The 17914-nt window shown below is 27.3% G+C and carries 13 protein-coding genes; 6 read left to right on the forward strand and 7 right to left on the reverse strand.

Translation table 11 applies throughout. The features are described 5' to 3' along the window. Positions 1-90 precede the first annotated feature (90 nt). The 6 genes from rsxC to BMW96_RS04995 are packed head-to-tail and all read left to right on the forward strand — an operon-like array spanning position 91 to position 5077. Positions 91-1422, forward strand: a complete 1332-nt coding sequence (gene rsxC / locus BMW96_RS04970) for an electron transport complex subunit RsxC (protein ID WP_092353122.1) — start codon at positions 91-93, stop codon at positions 1420-1422. Then, the gene (locus BMW96_RS04975) at positions 1415-2338 is read left to right on the forward strand and encodes an RnfABCDGE type electron transport complex subunit D (protein WP_092353124.1); all 924 of its coding nucleotides are present in this window, start codon (positions 1415-1417) and stop codon (positions 2336-2338) included. The genes rsxC and BMW96_RS04975 overlap by 8 nt, the downstream gene beginning before the upstream one ends. A gap of 2 nt (positions 2339-2340) precedes the next feature. After that, on the forward strand, positions 2341-2973 hold the full coding sequence (locus BMW96_RS04980; RefSeq protein ID WP_092353126.1) for an RnfABCDGE type electron transport complex subunit G: 633 nt from the start codon (positions 2341-2343) through the stop codon (positions 2971-2973). Then, positions 2966-3697: an electron transport complex subunit RsxE gene (gene rsxE, locus BMW96_RS04985; RefSeq protein WP_092353128.1), complete on the forward strand. Its 732-nt coding sequence runs from the start codon at positions 2966-2968 to the stop codon at positions 3695-3697. The genes BMW96_RS04980 and rsxE overlap by 8 nt, the downstream gene beginning before the upstream one ends. Continuing rightward, positions 3698-4270 carry an electron transport complex protein RnfA gene (locus tag BMW96_RS04990; protein WP_092353131.1) on the forward strand — a complete coding sequence of 191 codons (573 nt, stop codon included), beginning with the start codon at positions 3698-3700 and terminating at the stop codon, positions 4268-4270. 15 nt (positions 4271-4285) lie between these two features. Beyond that, a complete protein-coding gene (locus tag BMW96_RS04995) occupies positions 4286-5077 on the forward strand; it encodes an RnfABCDGE type electron transport complex subunit B (RefSeq protein ID WP_092353133.1) in 792 nt (263 codons plus the stop codon). A 442-nt stretch (positions 5078-5519) separates the two neighbouring features. On the opposite strand, the gene BMW96_RS05000 is transcribed toward BMW96_RS04995, so the two are convergent. The 7 genes from BMW96_RS05000 to BMW96_RS05030 all read right to left on the reverse strand — a co-directional run bounded on the left by BMW96_RS05000 (position 5520) and on the right by BMW96_RS05030 (position 17905). Next, entirely contained in the window at positions 5520-7655 is a 2136-nt protein-coding gene (locus tag BMW96_RS05000) for a right-handed parallel beta-helix repeat-containing protein (protein WP_092353135.1), read from the reverse strand. Between the two features lie 428 nt (positions 7656-8083). After that, entirely contained in the window at positions 8084-12952 is a 4869-nt protein-coding gene (locus BMW96_RS05005; RefSeq protein WP_092353137.1) for an Ig-like domain repeat protein, read from the reverse strand. After that, positions 12952-13341 (reverse strand): hypothetical protein, encoded by a 390-nt coding sequence (locus BMW96_RS05010; RefSeq protein ID WP_092353139.1) that lies wholly within the window; start codon positions 13339-13341, stop codon positions 12952-12954. The genes BMW96_RS05005 and BMW96_RS05010 overlap by 1 nt, the downstream gene beginning before the upstream one ends. Continuing rightward, positions 13341-15044, reverse strand: coding sequence for a serine/threonine-protein kinase (locus tag BMW96_RS05015; RefSeq protein ID WP_092353141.1), 1704 nt, complete (start codon positions 15042-15044; stop codon positions 13341-13343). Before BMW96_RS05015 ends, BMW96_RS05010 begins: the two co-directional genes overlap by 1 nt. 2 nt (positions 15045-15046) lie before the next feature. Then, positions 15047-15826 carry a PP2C family protein-serine/threonine phosphatase gene (locus BMW96_RS05020; RefSeq protein WP_092353143.1) on the reverse strand — a complete coding sequence of 260 codons (780 nt, stop codon included), beginning with the start codon at positions 15824-15826 and terminating at the stop codon, positions 15047-15049. Between the two features lie 66 nt (positions 15827-15892). Beyond that, a complete protein-coding gene (locus BMW96_RS05025; protein ID WP_092353145.1) occupies positions 15893-16537 on the reverse strand; it encodes a hypothetical protein in 645 nt (214 codons plus the stop codon). Between the two features lie 12 nt (positions 16538-16549). Continuing rightward, on the reverse strand, positions 16550-17905 hold the full coding sequence (locus BMW96_RS05030) for a DUF6382 domain-containing protein (protein WP_092353147.1): 1356 nt from the start codon (positions 17903-17905) through the stop codon (positions 16550-16552). Positions 17906-17914 lie beyond the last annotated feature (9 nt).

Here is a 17914-nt window from a genome sequence, read left to right on the forward strand (position 1 = left end):
TTTTTGTTGTTATTTTCAATATTTTTCTATTTCATATTTAGACAAAAAATACTATAATTAATTTATAAACTTCAAAGGAGTCATTATAAAATGAAAAAATTTAGTTTTAAAGGGGGAATTCACCCCCATGATAATAAATTCATCTCCGAAAATTGTTCGATTAAAACTATTTTACCTGGAGATGAATTAATTTTCCCTTTATCCCAACATATTGGAGCTCCAGCCAAGCCAGTTGTGAGTAAAGGAGAGCATGTCCTAGCTGGACAAATTATTGCATGTAAAAAGGCAATGATTTCAGCTAACGTTATTAGTTCAGTTTCTGGTACTGTAAAAGCTATTGATTCTCGCCTTGATGCAACAGGTGCTTATGTTGATTGTATTGTTATAGCTAATGATCATCAATATCAAACCGTTAATGAATATAATAGTATAAATGATTATCAAAATTATACTGATGAAAAAATTCGTGAGCTGATTAGTCAAGCTGGAATCGTAGGATTAGGAGGAGCTGGATTTCCTAGTGCTGTAAAAAACACTCCTAAAGATCCTGATTCTATTAAATATATTATAATCAATGGAGCTGAGTGTGAACCCTATTTAACCTCAGATTATCGTTTAATGTTAGAAAAAAGTGATGAACTGATTGCAGGCATAAAAATACAACTGCAATTATTTAAAAATGCTAAAGCAATTATTGCTATTGAAGACAATAAACCAGATGCTTTAAATCATTTAAAAAAAGCGACTATAAATGAGTCTAAGATTGAAATAGCTCCACTACAAACAAAATATCCTCAAGGAAGTGAACGGGTATTAATCAAAGTTTTAACTAATCAAGTAGTTACTAGTGGTATGTTACCTGCCGATGTTGGCTGTATTGTTAATAACGTGGCTTCTGTTATTGCTATTTATGAAGCAGTAGCCCTTAATATTCCTTTAATTGAAAAAATAGTCACTGTCACAGGTGATGCTATTAATGAACCTAACAATTTTAAAGTTAGAATAGGAACTAAATATCAAACTTTAGTTGATGCCTGTGGTGGATTTAAAGTACCACCTAAAAAAATTATTTCTGGTGGTCCAATGATGGGAACAGCTTTATTCAATCTTGATATTCCCGTTACCAAAACTTCTTCAGCTCTTGTTTGCCTAAGTGAAGATGCTGTTTCAAAAAACACTCCGACCCCTTGTATCCATTGTGGTCGATGTGTAAATGCTTGTCCAATTGGATTAGTTCCTCAGCTTTTATACCACTATGCAAAAATTAATGATCAAGAAAATTTTATAAAAGTACATGGTATGGATTGTATGGAATGTGGCTGCTGCACTTATTCGTGTCCTGCTAAACAAAATTTAACGCAATCATTTAAAAAAATAAAAAGAGCGATTAATAATCGCAAGAAAGGAGCAAATAATGGATAATTTATTTCACGTATCTACAGCTCCCCATATCCGAGATTCAATCACTACTAAAAACATCATGTATGATGTAATTCTTGCTTTAATACCAGCTACAATATTTGGTATTTATCAATTTGGAATAGATGCTTTTCTTGTTATTAGCGTTGCAATTATCACTTCTTTATTAAGTGAATATTTATATCAGCGTTTCATGAAGCTTCCTATAACTATATATGATGGTTCTGCTATCCTTACTGGTCTATTATTAGCTTTATGTCTATCTAGTTCAATGCCATTATGGATGGTTGCACTTGGAAGTGTCTTTGCTATTATTGTTGTTAAACAATTATTTGGCGGTCTTGGTCAAAATTTTATGAATCCTGCTTTGGCAGCTAGATGTTTTTTATTAATATCATTTGCAGGAAAAATGAATTCATTTGTTAATATTGATGCTACAAGTAGTGCTACTGCTTTGGCTCTATTAAGAAATGGTGAAGATGTAAATTTATTTAATATGTTTATGGGAAATATTAGTGGTACAATTGGAGAAACCTCAACAATTGCTTTACTAATAGGTGCTTTATATCTTATTTATAAAAAAGTTATTAGTCCTAAAATTCCTCTAGCTGTTTTTGTTTCATTTAGTGTAATTATCTTTATTAGTGGGGATTTTAGTTTAGATTATTTATTAAAACAAATATGTGGTGGTGGTCTGATTATTGGAGCTTTCTTTATGGCTACTGATTATGTAACTAGCCCTATTACACCTAATGGTAAAATAATTTATGGTTTAATTATTGGAATTTTAGCTGCAGTTTTTAGACTGTATGGTAATACACCTGAAGGAATGTCATTTGCAATTATCATCTCTAACTTGTTAGTTCCACTAATTGAAAAAGTAACTATTCCTAAAATAAAAGGCAAAGGGGGGAAATAATAATGAAAAAAAATATCTTTAAAGACATTATCATCTTTGCAATTATTACATTAGCAGCTGGTTTATCATTAGCTCTTGTTAATTCACTTACTAAAGAACCTATTGCCATTCAAAATGAAAAAATCATTCAAGATTCTTATCGTAGTGTTTTTAAACAAGGAAAAGTATTTGCAAACAATAAAGAAATTGATGAAATTGTTGATAAATTTCCTGAAACCATAAAAAATAAAAACTATAATTTTGGAGAAAATGGAATAGTAATTGATGATATATTAATGGTCACTGATAAAACCGATAATTTAATTGGTCATATAATCAAAGTTACTACTAAAGATGGTTATGGTGGAGATATCACATTAGTTATAGGAATTGATACAAAAGATACGATTACTGGGATCGAAGTTCTTTCAATTGATGAAACAGTTGGTTTAGGAATGAATGCTAAAAATGAAAATTTTAAAGAACAGTATTATAATAAACAAATTAACAATTTTACTATTACTAAAACTGGTAAACAAAAAGATCAGGAAATTGACGCTCTTAGCGGTGCAACAATAACGTCAACTGCTTTTAATAATGCTGTTAATAGTGCTTTAGCTATTAATCAGGAAATCAAGGAGATTGCTTATGAATAAATATGTAGAACGCCTTTATAATGGAATTTTCAAAGAAAACCCAACCTTGATTTTAATGTTAGGAATGTGCCCTACTTTAGCTGTAACAACATCTTCCATTAATGGTTTAGGAATGGGATTAACAACGACTATTGTTCTTATGGCATCCAACTTTATAATATCTTTATTAAGAAAAATTATCCCTAATAGAATGCGTATTCCTTCATATATTGTTATTGTTGCTTCAATGGTTACAATCGTTCAATTATTACTTCAGGCATATCTTCCTTCTCTATATAATACTTTAGGAATTTATATTCCTTTAATAGTAGTGAATTGTATTATTTTAGGACGGGCTGAGGCATATGCTTCTAAACATAATTGCATTCTTTCATTATTTGATGGAATTGGGATGGGATTAGGTTTCACTTTAGCATTAACATGTATTGGTTTAGTTAGAGAAATACTAGGTAGTGGTACTTTCTTTGGAATTGAATTTGCGCCACTATTTAAAGATTTAGTAGGATCTAACATCTATGGTTTCTTTAGTCAATTAGAACCAGCTACTATTTTTGTTATGGCACCAGGTGCATTCTTTGTTTTGGCAGGATTAACTGCAATTCAAAATCGTTTAAAACTACCAAGTGCTACTAATACCTCTAAAAATAGTGACTGTGATCATGATTGTCTTCATTGTCATAATCATGTTAGTGAAAAATCATGTGAATTAAAGGAGGAAAAATAGATGACAGGAATGATTTTATTATTAATCAGTGTAGCTTTAGTAAATAATGTTGTTTTAAGTCAATTTCTTGGATTATGTCCTTTTTTAGGAGTTTCTAAAAAAATTGAAACAGCTGCTGGTATGGGTGGTGCTGTCATCTTTGTTATGTCAATTGCTTCAATAGCAACAAGCCTACTTTATAAAGTATTAGTAATTTTTCATCTTGAATATTTAAATACTGTTACTTTCATTCTTGTAATTGCTGCTCTTGTTCAATTAGTTGAAATGTTTTTAAAAAAATATAGTTCTGGATTATATAATTCTTTAGGTGTATATCTTCCGTTAATAACTACTAATTGTGCTGTTTTAGGAGTAGCTATTACTAATGTTCAAAATAGTTATGATGTTTTAACAAGTCTTATTTGTAGTTTAGGAACTGCTTTAGGATTTACAATTGCAATTGTGATAATGGCTGGAATTAGAGAAAAAATTGCCAACAATGATATTCCAGTATCATTCCAGGGTTCTCCTATTGTTCTTATTACTGCAGGATTAATGGCTATTGCTTTTATTGGTTTTTCAGGGTTAATATAGAAAGGAGTTAATAAGATGAATGAAATAATAATTGCTACAATAATTGTTGGTGCAATCGGTTTAATAATTGGAATTCTCCTCACTATTGCAAGTGAAAAACTATCTGTTGCTGTTAATGAAAAAGAAATCCAAATCCGTGAACAATTACCTGGAAATAATTGTGGTGGTTGTGGTTATCCTGGATGTGATGGTTTAGCAAAAGCTATTGCTGAAAATGAGGCTAAAGTAAATCAATGTCCTGTTGGGGGACAAATAGTTGCTGATGCTATTGCTGAAATTATGGGTGTTGAAAATGAAAAAACAACCCGCAAAGTTGCTTTTGTTCATTGTAATGGAACTTGTAAAAATGTTACGACTCAATATATATATCATGGAATTAAAGATTGTAACAATGTGTCTATTATTCCAGGTGGCGGTGAAAAACAATGTTCTAATGGTTGTATGGGTTATGGCAGCTGCGTTCGTGAATGTGAGTATAATGCTATTAAAATTGTTGATGGAGTAGCTGTTATTGATACTGACTTATGTCAAGCTTGTGGTAAATGTATTAAAGTCTGTCCAAATAACGTTATTAGTTTAGTTCCTTATCAAAAACAAGCTATCGTTAAATGTAACTCTAAAACACCTGCATTAAGGGCTCGAAAAGATTGTAATGTAAGTTGTATTGGCTGTGGTTTATGTGCTCGTAATTGTCCTAATAATGCAATTATAATTGAAAACTCATTAGCACATATAGATTATAGCAAATGTACTAATTGTGGTATTTGTAAAGAAAAATGTCCTCGTAAATGTATTATAATGATGTAATCATAGATAAAAAGCAGTAATAACTATCATATCAAAGTTTTACTGTTTTTTATATTAATTTTAAATAATAATTTTTAATCTCGTATATTATCATTACTAACTAAATAATATAATAAGTTATAATGTTTTTATAGTAATTAGCGATACACTATCTAACTTAGGAAAATCATTAATATTAATCTTATCCATATTCATGCATCCCTTACTAAAATATTAAAAACACTTTACATTTAATGCCATTAAATTAAAAATTTACTCTATCTTACTTTAAGTAAATATAAAAAGAGATTTCTTATTTTATTAGTAATCTTTGAAATCTCTTTTTAATTGCCTATTATTGAACAGGAAACATTTTCAACTCTCAATATTTTTAACCAATTATTTTAATAAATATGATATTTAATTAATACATTATTTTATTTCATTATGGCCTCTTTATTTACTAATTAGAAATATTTTTTCTTCTTTTTGAAATAACAAACAAATTCACTGCAGATAATCCAGTAATAATTATCCATGTTCCAATCATACTATTATCAGATGTTTTTGGAATTGAATTAACAGGAGGATTATCAGAAACATTAGGTGTTTCTGGTTCTGGATCTGGATCTGGATCTGGAACATCAACGATTGGCGGATCTTTAGGATCATCTTTACCTGGTTCTTCAGGTAAAACAACAGTTCTTACACCTGAAGCAGCTTTAATTTTTGCAACAGCTTCATCATCCCATAAATCATTATTATCAAATCTATATTGCAGAACATCACCAATTGGCATACGTTCATCACGATTAGGCTCTTTAGCTTCTGTTGCGTAATTATCGTAAATATAATTATAATCTCCTTTAAATAACCAGTTACGTACACAATTTGTAATAACATTATTTGTAATATCAAAACCTACAGAACCTTCATCTAAATAAATACCACCATATTCATTATGAACACCATCAATATAGTTATCTGTCATAACAGAACCATCTTGTCTACCAAGTGTATAGATACCACCACCATCAATCAAAGCAGGTTCAGTCAATACATTTTCAACACGGTTATATGAGATCGTATTTTTACCAAGAACAAAATCCCCAAGAACAAATTGATCTGTTTTACCTTCATCTGGTCTTGTATTTTCTCCATAACCCCATCCCCATCCTACACTGATTCCAGTATATGGAAGATTTGTTACAGTATTATATGAAACGTTAGTACCATATGTATAACCAATAAGAATTCCTGTGCATCCTTTGTATGTATTAGCAACATTTGTAACATAGTTATCTGTAACAGCATTATTTTCTGTTAAATCTGCTTTTTCTGGTTTATGATGCTGTGACTCAGTACCGCCAAGAATAATTCCAGCACCACCTAATTTTTCAAATTCATTATATGTAATAGAAGAATTTTTTGTAGCAATACCTAAGTGAACCCCTGTATTAGCAAGTAATTCAAAATGATTTTTCATGATATTAATGTTATCTAAATATTCCCCATAGATAGCACTTCCAGTTGTAGGAATCCATTCACGATTCCATTCATCTTCTGGATTTGTCATTGCACTTGCTTGGAATGTCTGTAGTCCATCTGGAAGATTTGGTCTAAGGAAAGTAGAATATTTAAAATTCAATCCTTGAATCGTTATATTTTTGACAACATTATCTGCTGTTCCGTCAAATACAATTAAGTTTTCTAATCTTCCTAGTACAGCATTGATATTATTCATATCCTCACCATCTTGAGGAATATAATATACTTGATCTTCTTCAGCATTTAAATAAAATTCTCCAGGTTCATTTAATAGTTCATAAGCATTTTGTATATAAAGAATAGCTTCTTTCATTGCTACAGAATCATTTTCTATAGCAGCACCTGTAAGATTAGCTTTAAAAGCAGCTTTAGATTCACTTGTATATCTCAATCTAAATGAATTGCCATAATCCTCATCATCAGTCAATGTTTTTATACCACTTACACGTAAAATCGCCCATTTCCATTTACGCCCAAAAACAACCTCTAAATCTTCAACTTTTGCAAAACTTTCAGGTAAATTATCACGCTTAATATACACTTCTTTATTAATACTTGTGTCATCAAGTGCTTCAGCTCTTTCACGAGCCAAAATCGCACGTTTGCCATTAACATATAATTCACGGCTTTCTATACCCTTAGCAGGAGCTTTCCAAATATTTTTCTCTTCATCAACTTTTGTCCATTCACTAAGAGTTGTTCCTCCTGAGATAGTCACTTTTTCATCTTCGTAAGCACTCCATACAACATTGTGTCCATTTTGACCACTATCTCGACTATCAAAAACAAGTGTTTCATCTAACACATATGTTCCTTCACGCAAATACACCTTTAAATCTTCATTCATATTATTTGTTTTTGCTCTAGCAAGTTCTTGTGCTTTTGCAAGTGTTTGAACTGGTTTGTCAAGGGTTCCAGGATTATTGTCATTTCCATTTTTCCCATCGACAAAAATCATAGAACTTTCTTTTGCCATAACAGAAGCACTCGCAATTGTGAATAATGATATGACCATCATCATACACATCAATACCTTTAATGCTTTTTTCATCTTTCTCTTCCTTTCTATAAGTTTTACTATTCTTTCATAACATAAAAAAGCGAGCTCGAAAATACAAAAGTATTATCGGTCTCGCCTAATTGAATAGTAACAATCCTTATGTAATAATAATACATTTCAACCCGATTTATGTCAATATAAAAAACTAAAAAAAACATTGATTATAAGCATATTTTTACTGTTTTTTTATAATTTTAAGCCCTAAATCATTCCTTTTAATGCTTTATAGATGAAACTAATTTTCTTCTATTTTCAAATATCAACTCATGTTTTTATAAACAAAATCAATCATATCATCAATATAAATAATCAACTTATTTTAGATTCATATAAAAAGAGATTTTTTTTAAATCCCTTCTTAATTATTTATTATCAAGTAAAAATCATTTACCAATTCTAAACATTTTCACATGATTATTTTAATTTTCTGTTACTTTATTTCTTTTCAAATACATCAAAACAATAATCGAAATAACAAAACAAATTATTGCTAAACTACCAATAAATAAAGGTTTATTCAAATACCAACGTACAAAAATATTACTAGAAACAGTAAAATTATTAACTTCTTTAACACTTTTATTTCCAGCTTTATCTAAGACAATAACTTTTAAGTTTTGTACAGTGTTTTTTTCTGGAACTGAACATACTAAATTATTTTCATCAATACTTTGTACCTCAATCTTTTTATCATTTAATAAAACTTCTGTACTATCTAACATTAGATTATCTTCAACTGATATTTCTACCTTTTTTATAGCTTCATCATAAATATTATTAGATTTTAGATTATTTATTGCTATAGCTGGTGCAGTTTTATCAATAACAAAATTAATACTTGCTTGTTTATCTTCAATAATATTTTCATTAATATTTCCAGCAGCATCTTTAGAAGTTATTATTATTCTATAAATTCCATCTTTTTCAAAAAGTGATGATTTTAATTTATATGTATAATTGTACCATGCTTTTTCTCTTGTTTCTGTAACTGAATAATCAATATCTTTTCTTAATTCTCTAATTTGACCATTAATACTTAATTTAACAAATGATTCAACTAATTGATTTACATTTAATTCATTAAATATTACTTCTTGACCTTTTTTATTATACTGTTTGTTTACCATTTTAGACAATGAATCTGAAAACATATATGTTGATCCAAAACGATTAACAGAATACACAATATTAGCTTCTGACTTATTACCAGCTTTGTCATTTAACATAGCATGAATAGTATAAACATCATCATTTTCTTTTTCATATTTCATGTCATTAAAAGCAAACACCTCACCATTTGATTGGGGTGATTTTGTTCCTTCAATATCAATAGATCCTCGATGATCTCCAGTCAGACTAATACTTAATTCATTAGCATCATAATTTGTATCCTTTGCTGAAACAACTGGCATAACTTTTTTAGCATTTGCTGAATATGCTTCAACACCACTTATAATAAGTTCTGGTACTGTTTTATCAATAAAGAATTCTTCTTTATTGTAATTATCCATAATATTTCCTGCTTTATCAACATATTCAATATCAAAAGTATACAATGCATCTTCATTATATTTAATAACAGTTATATTACTATCACCATTTCTAGTCCAACCATTATTAGCTGGGAATGTTTTAGTAGTTCCTCCATCTATAGCACTACCAATGATTTTAACTCGACTAGAATCAAAATTATGTTCATCTATTGTAATTGTTGCTGTTCTTGATTGATTGAAATAATTATTATTTTTTGCATTATTATTATCATATGAAACATTTAAAGTTGGTTTTGTTTTATCTAATACAAATTTATCATAAAAATTATTTAAATCAAAATCTAACATATCTTTACCACTAACATATATTTCATAATCAGCATCTTCATTAAACATTAATTTTGTTTGATAAACAGCATTAATTGTTCCACTAATTCCTGAAACTAATTGCCATTGTAAATTTGGATTCATAAATGAACCATTTTTACTAATCATTACATTTATTAAACTAGGATCAAAATTCATTTCTTTAATTTTTAATGTTAATATCCTATCTTCTTTATAAAACTCATTAAAAACACTATCTGGTGTATTATTATCATATTCTACAGTCAATTCTGGACGATCCAAATCACGATAAATCACATGTGTTTTTTCATCTCTATTACCAGTATTATCTATAGCAATTATTCTAATAACAATACTTCCATCATCATTACTTTGTAATATATTAGTATTAAATTCAACACTCACTTCATCTTTTTTATTTTGTGAAAAATCCTGATTTTCAATTTCTATATCATTTACTTTAACACTAATAGATGATAATCCTGAACAATCTTTATCTTCAACAATATCACTAATTTCCCATTTAACTAGGACATCTTTATTTATCCATATTTTATCATCAATCGTTTTTGTATCTCCATTAATTTCCATATCACTGATTACTGGATTTTTTATATCTAAAATTATTTTTTCAAATTCTTCTTCATTTGCCTTAACAATCTTTTGACCAAATTCATCCAAACTAATCTTTTGTCCTAAATTATCTTCAGTTTCTATATATACCTCAAAAAATTTATCTTCCAAATCACTAATTTCAAAAGTATAAATATTATCTTCTACTGACATAGGTTTAATAATACGTTCTTTTTTTCCATCAACAACAATATTTAACTTTGTTTTATCACTATTAATACCTGAACTTGAATTACATTGATATGTATCATTTAATTCAACTTTTAAATTTATTTTTTCATCATTTGATCCAAAAAATTTATCTGGTGCAAAAAATGATACTATTTTATCTAATAAATTTGAAGCAGTTTCAATTCTAACATCTTTGATTTCAGGAGCACGAGAATCCCGATATAATGTTAAAGGTTCTGATTCTGATGAATTTCCTGCCTTATCAATAGCTTTAATTTTAATTACTAATTCACCTGAATTTGCATTATGACATCTTGACAACATAATAGTACTTATAATCTCATTAATTTCATTAACCTTTTCATCAAAATATGCCCATTTTTGATATTCTTTACCATTTACCTCAATACAAATTTCTTTTATTCCAGCTACATTTTCGCCTTTTTTCTCAATCAAATCACTTACACTATAATTTATATCTATATCATCAGTAAACCACATTTTACCATCATATTTAATAATATCATTTTCATTGACACTTAATTCACATTTAGGCTCATTAGATTCAATTAATATTGGTAGTTTTAATTTTTCTTCACCACATAAATATTCTAAAGCTTCTATCTCTTCAATATTACCTACTTGATCAGTTACACTTAAAGACATTGTGAAAAAAACATCTCTTTTATTAATTTCAAATGTATAAATATCTTCATCTTTTGATTTTTCACCTTCAACACTAGAAATTACATTATTACCATCTTTAATTTCTAAAATTGCATCTTTAATTCCAGAAGCATCATTTATAGACACAGCACTTAAATCAGTTACATCATCTGTTATTGGAATTGAAATAGTAATATTTGAATTTGTATATGTACCAAATTTATCAAAATAAACTCCATCTGTTTCTAAAACTGCATCCTTTACAGTTGGTTTATGATCATCAATATAATTAATTTCCACATCCTTAGTAGTTGCATTTCCTAATGCATCTATTACTGCAATATGATATATCCCATTTTCTGTAACTGTTTTTCCAAATTCTGATTCTTCGCCCTTTATATTTGTATAAATTGGTGTTTCACCTTCTTTATATATAGCAAAGCTCATATCTCCAACACCAGCATCACTTGCTTTTACCTTTATTGTAAAACCAACAGTTGCATTAGAGTATTTTTCATTTTCTTTATAATTATTAATTATTTCAATACCATTAATCTCAGGTACAACTTTATCTATATTATTTATATTTAATTCTTTAGCTTCACTAATATTACCATTTGTATCTTTGGCAAAAAAATAATATAAGCCATTACTTTCAAACTCAAAAATATTATCTTCAACAAATGTTAAATCATTAGGATCATCTACAATATTATCTTCTTCATACCAAGCATAAACCAATTTATCACCTTGTTTATCGCTAGCATTGACTGCTACCTTTGCACTTTTACCATATTCCTTATTTTCTGAATTAGTAACAGATTCTAAATAATTTAAATTTATTTCACTAATAATTGGTCGTTCATTATCAATAATTAATTCGCTTTCATTATTTAAATGATCAACTACTTTTATTTTAAATTCTTTTCTAGGCACATCATTAAACACATTAACATCAGATATTATAGATTTATTTTCACCATTATCATCAATATATGTCAATTCATAATGTCCAATACCACAACCATCATCACTTGCATTAATTGTTATCGTATTTCTGTCTTCAGAAAATGTAAAAGGATTATCTTTATCAAATTGTGGTATTTCATTGTCAATTTTATCTATCACCAATTCTTCACTAATAGACATAACTCCACTTTTCTTATTTATTATTTTATAAATATATGTACCATTTTCTGTAATTGTAAAGGATTTTTCTTCTTCGTTAAAAAAATCAGGACTATCTTTTTTAACAAGTGAAAATGCATAATCTTCTGAGTTATCACAATTTAATGTAATCCTAAATTCTTTAGCCCATACACTAGAATTTTCACTGTATGAATTACCAACTGGTTCAATATTACATGCTATTTCAGGAATACTTTGTTTAATCCCTGAAATATTAATATCAACACTAGAAGTATTATTAAATTTATCAAATATTTTTATAATATAGTTATCATTAGTCTCTAAATTAAAACTTACTCTATTACTAGTAATATTACTTTCAATAATCCTCTTATCTAATGAATTTAAAACTTCATATTTACATGTGTCGTCACTAATATTAAATGATACATTAACATATTCATAATATCTTTTCTCTTCATTATATCTATCATATTTTATCTTTAAATTATCAAGCTTAGGAGAAATTGTATCCACCTCTAATTGGATCGGATCATTATCTGCTATCTTGACAAATAAAATATAATCTTTACCCTTTTCAACATCAAATTCATTAGCTTCTTGATAATTGATTTCATCTTCACTATCTTTTAAAACTAATGCATATTCAACATCTTTTATCTCTTCACCAATAGTTACAATTAACCTATTATCTTCAATACTTACTTTTGGTTCAATATCACCTATTTCTAAATCTGTTTCTTGTTTTATTACATTAATAAATCCTGTACTAAAAAATATATTTGTAACTACTAACATGATCACTAAAAATTTTTTTATATTTTTCATTACACTACCTCCTTAATTATTTTATTAGTATGAATTACAATTATTTCATCTTCTAAAACAAAATTAATTTCTTCATTTATTGAATTATCTAAAACTGTTGTTTCATTTCCAGTTAAAATCATAGTATTTTCATTTATTGAATGATTATTAAAATCATCTGTTATTTCTTTGGTTTTATTTTTATCTTTTATAACTGTAAAATTATTTTTCTTATGAGTATTACTCTCTTTACTAATTTGTTTTATTTCATTTAAAGCAGTTTTACCTGTTAAAAAGTTATAGATCTTCTTTATATCATAATGAAAAAATAAATATATTGTTATTAGAAATGAGATTGCTGCTAGAACAAAACAAATTATTGCAATGATTTGAAATGTAGATGCTTGCATTAATCTACCTCCATTTCTTTAAATAAATATGCATTTTCAATTGCTTTATCAACTGCTTCTTTACGACTATTTACATAATCTTTCATGGCTGTAGTTTTAGTTGAAGAAGTTTTTATTGTTTCAACTTCTTTTTTTACATTATTAAACAAAGCAATTACTTGATCCTTTTTTATATCATCAGCTTTAAAATCATATCCATAATTTTCAAAAGAATTAAATACTAACTTATATGTTTCTAATTTTACAATTTCACTTTCTTTTTTATCACTAACAATCTCAACAAGTTCCACTAAATCTTCAAAATACGATTTATATAATCCTTTTACTGAAGCACCTTCATTTACTCTAGTTTGTAACTCCTTATAAAAAGTACCAATCTTTTTATAAATCAAAGCTGTATCATGATAATCATCGTCTTTAGAACTATTATTAACAGCATCATTAAACCAGGTAATTGAATTAATCATTTTAGTTATTTGGGTATTTTCAGGATCATTATCACCATATTCATAATAATACCAATATAACCGCCCTATATCATAAGCCACTTGCCCATAATCACGAGATTTTTGAAGATCTGGTAAATATTGAACAACCTGTTCTTTAAATTCTATTGCTTCTTCAACACTAAAAATATTATTATCTTTATATGTTTCAATCAATTTTTCATAAGCTTCACTATTTTGTGGTAAAATACTTATTGCTTTAATACAATGATTACGTTTATCTGTACCATTAGTAGCTTTTTCTGCTTGTAATAAATTATTGTTATAATCTGATTTATTTAGGCTGTTTTTAGCAAATATACTTCCTAAGCCAGCACTTAAAAATATCATTGTAGAAATACTAGCCATTATAAATTTATTTAGTTTTTTCTTTTGAGCTGTTTTAAAAGCATCATCCTCTTCTTCGTAATGTTCTAAGGCATATAATAATTCAGCACACGACTGATAGCGATCTTTTGGATTTAATTGAACACATTTTTCAATAATATTTTCTAACCCTCCTGATAATGAAGGATTCCAATATCTAATTGGATATATTTCATAAGGTGGTTCCATCGGATTTTTTCCAGTAATCAGATGATACAAAGTCATCCCTAAACAATATATATCAGTACGAGCATCAGTTTGTCCTTTACCACCAAATTGTTCAGGAGCTGCATAACCCCTAGTTCCTAAATATGTAGTATCATTTAAGTTACTTTCTTTATATTCTCTAGCAATCCCAAAATCTATAACTTTAATATTTCCATCTGGCTTTAACATTACATTACTTGGCTTCATATCACGATAAATTATTGCTGGTGTTCTTGTATGTAAATAATGAAGCACCTCTGTTAGCTGTTTTGCCCAATCAATAACTAAATCTTGACTTTGAGCACCCTGATTATTCACTACATACTCTAATGTTTCACCTTCAATATAATCCATTACAACATAAATTACTTTATCTTCTTCAATAATATCAACAATCCTTGGTAATGCTGGGTGATCTAGTTTTTTTATCATATTCGCTTCAGCAATAGCACTTTGAATAACAACTTCATTATTAGCATTTTTTGTATATTTCTGTAATTCCTTTACTGCCCATTGTTTATTTAAACGTTTATCCATCGCTAAATAAACAACTGACATCCCGCCTTGACCAATCTTTTTTAATATTTCATATTTATTATCTATAAAACTTCCTATTTTAGCCAAAGTTATTCCTCCCTATAACATTGAAGTAACAATGCTGTAATATTATCTGTTTCATTTCTTTTTTTATTTAATTCAACAAAATCAAATAATTTTTCTTTAATATATTTTTTAGTTAATAAAAATGAACTATTAAATTGCTCAAATAACTCATCTTTACTAATCATATGTCTAAACCCATCTGAACAAATTAAATAAATATCACCAGGTTTAGTTTCACCATAATAGAAAACGGGAATTACTGTTTTAGAAGCTCCTATACATTGTAACAAAGCATTTTTTCGTGGATCTTTATTTGCTTCTTCTTCACTAATAACATTTTTTTTAACAACTTCATTAATCCATGTTTGATCCTCTGTTATTTGTGTTATTTCATTATTTATTTGATAAATTCTAGTATCTCCGACATGAAAAATAAAATATTGGTTATTTAAAATAATTATTCCTGTTGCTGTTGTTCCTAAGTTTATCCTATTTTGATAACCATATGACAAAATTCGCTGATTAAGCTCTTTTAAAACACTATTGATAACATTTTGTAAACTCTTCAAGGTAAACTGTTTATCTTTTAAAAATACTTGTAAATCATTATCAAACCAGTTAGAAAAAAATTTAATTACTGTCGCACTAGCTATCTCACCACTAGATAAACCACCCATTCCATCACATACTAATGCTAAAATAATTCTTCCTTTTGTAGTATTAGCACATTTAATTAATAAACTATCTTCATTTATTTGCTTTTCAATTCCTACATCACTATAATAATCATATATAAATTTCATATTCCCTCCAGGACTAATCGTAACTAAGCATATACCACAAGTCCTAATTTTAATTAAATAAAAATACTATAAATCAAAATATCTTTTTATATCTCTTGCAAATACTGTACATATTACATATGAACTAATAAGATTAATAATTGGCACAAACTTCCATAAAAATATACAATTATATTTACCTGCTTCATTATGATAAAATTCTAAATCATCATCTTCATAAATCGTACTTATTAGTTTTAACTGCAATGTTGTCATCATTTTTACACTCACGATACCAAATATAGGAACTGTTAATATTGCTATTAACATTATAATCCACAAACTACTTAAAGAATTACCATTTTCATGTATGATTGTTCCTGATACAAAAACAACTGCTAAAATTATTAATACAAATACTAAAATTAATTTGAGATATTGTTTGATTACTTCTTTCATTGAAGCAATCCTTAAAAAATTGAAAAACTTTTGATAAATACTAAAGTCTATCTTAATATCACAAACAATTAATGTAACACCATAAGGTATAAAAGCAATCGTTATAATATTTAATATAAAAGCTATAATAAAACCAAGATAAGGAATTTTACTAAGCAAATAAATAATAAATATATTTAGTATTGTCATTAAAAATAATTTAAAATATTCCAAAAAATGTGAAAAAATATAGCTAACCGCCTCCATAAAACCTGTTCTTACAAAATTATCCATAACTATTTCTCCTTATATTTCAAATATAAAATCTTCATCAGCAATCTTTATTCTACTACCTGAAAATAATTCTAATTTATATCCAGGTCTAACTATAGTTCCATCTACTATCGTTTTATTAGTAGAATTTAAGTCTAAAATAAAATATTTGCCATTTTCATAATGAATTTCTGCGTGTTTTCTACTTACTGCTGTGTTGTCATTAATTACAAAATCATTAAACTGCTCATCTTTACCAATATTAAAAATCATTTTGTTTATTTCCATTTTTTGATTATTTATCATCCTAGTAATTGTTGCATATTTGATATTTGCTTGATTAGCAGATAAAACTGTTGTTCCTTCAGACAATACTGTTGTTCCATCATTTTGTCCTAAAACTGTTGTACCTGCAAAATTCCCTGGTTCAATATTTCTTTCATATGGTAAATCTATATTTCTATTTGTTTTATCATTATTAATTTTTGCTTCTTTTCGTTTTGATAAAGTTGGTATAGAACTTTTTTTAGATTTATTTTTTGAGAAAGATTTTTCTTTCTTTTTTTTCTTTATACTATCTTTATCAACATTTATAGTTTTATTTCTTTTTAATGTGGGTATTCCATCAGTTCTTTTACTTTGAAAGGTTTCTACTTCCATATTTTTCTTAACCGCAATTGGTTTTTGTTCTTTTCTTGGTATTTCTTGATATATAGGAATACTTGGTTTTGGTAATATTTCTTGATATGCAGGAATAGTTACTTCTCTAGGTCTAATTTCTTTAATTGGTTGACTTAGCTTGATTTCTTTTGGTACTGGATTTGGTTTGTTGTAATAATTATTTTTTAAGCTTAATAATAATGATTTGATATCTTTTAATGAACAATTATAATTACTATTTAAAAAATTAAATATTTTTATTTGAAAATCTGTATCTGCTTCATTTACATATTTAGCCATAACTAAAACATATTTTAGAAATTCATCGAAATTCATGATATCTTCTGTATTTTCTATTGGTAAACAAACTAAATATGCTTCATCACTTTTTCTATCCACATATACATTATTGATGTTTAAAAGAAAATACTTTTCTTCAATCATGTATTCACCAGCAATTTCTAATGTATCTATAATACTAATTAAAATATTGATTAATTGTTTTTTATCAACAGGATTATTCAATATTTCATCTAAAGAAATCAATCCTGAAACATCAAAACTATAATATCTATTTGTATCTACTTGTTGAAATGAAATTGGTAAAATTCCTTTTATATGATTATTCTTTATCATCCCTTCACAAAAGAAATCAATACTATCATCAATATTAATTTCATATTCTAAAAAATTACAATTAACATTTAACTTATTTCTTGTATTAATCATCTAATCCCT

It is taken from the genome of Thomasclavelia cocleata, assembly GCF_900102365.1.
Lineage (GTDB): Bacteria > Bacillota_I > Bacilli_A > Erysipelotrichales > Coprobacillaceae > Thomasclavelia > Thomasclavelia cocleata.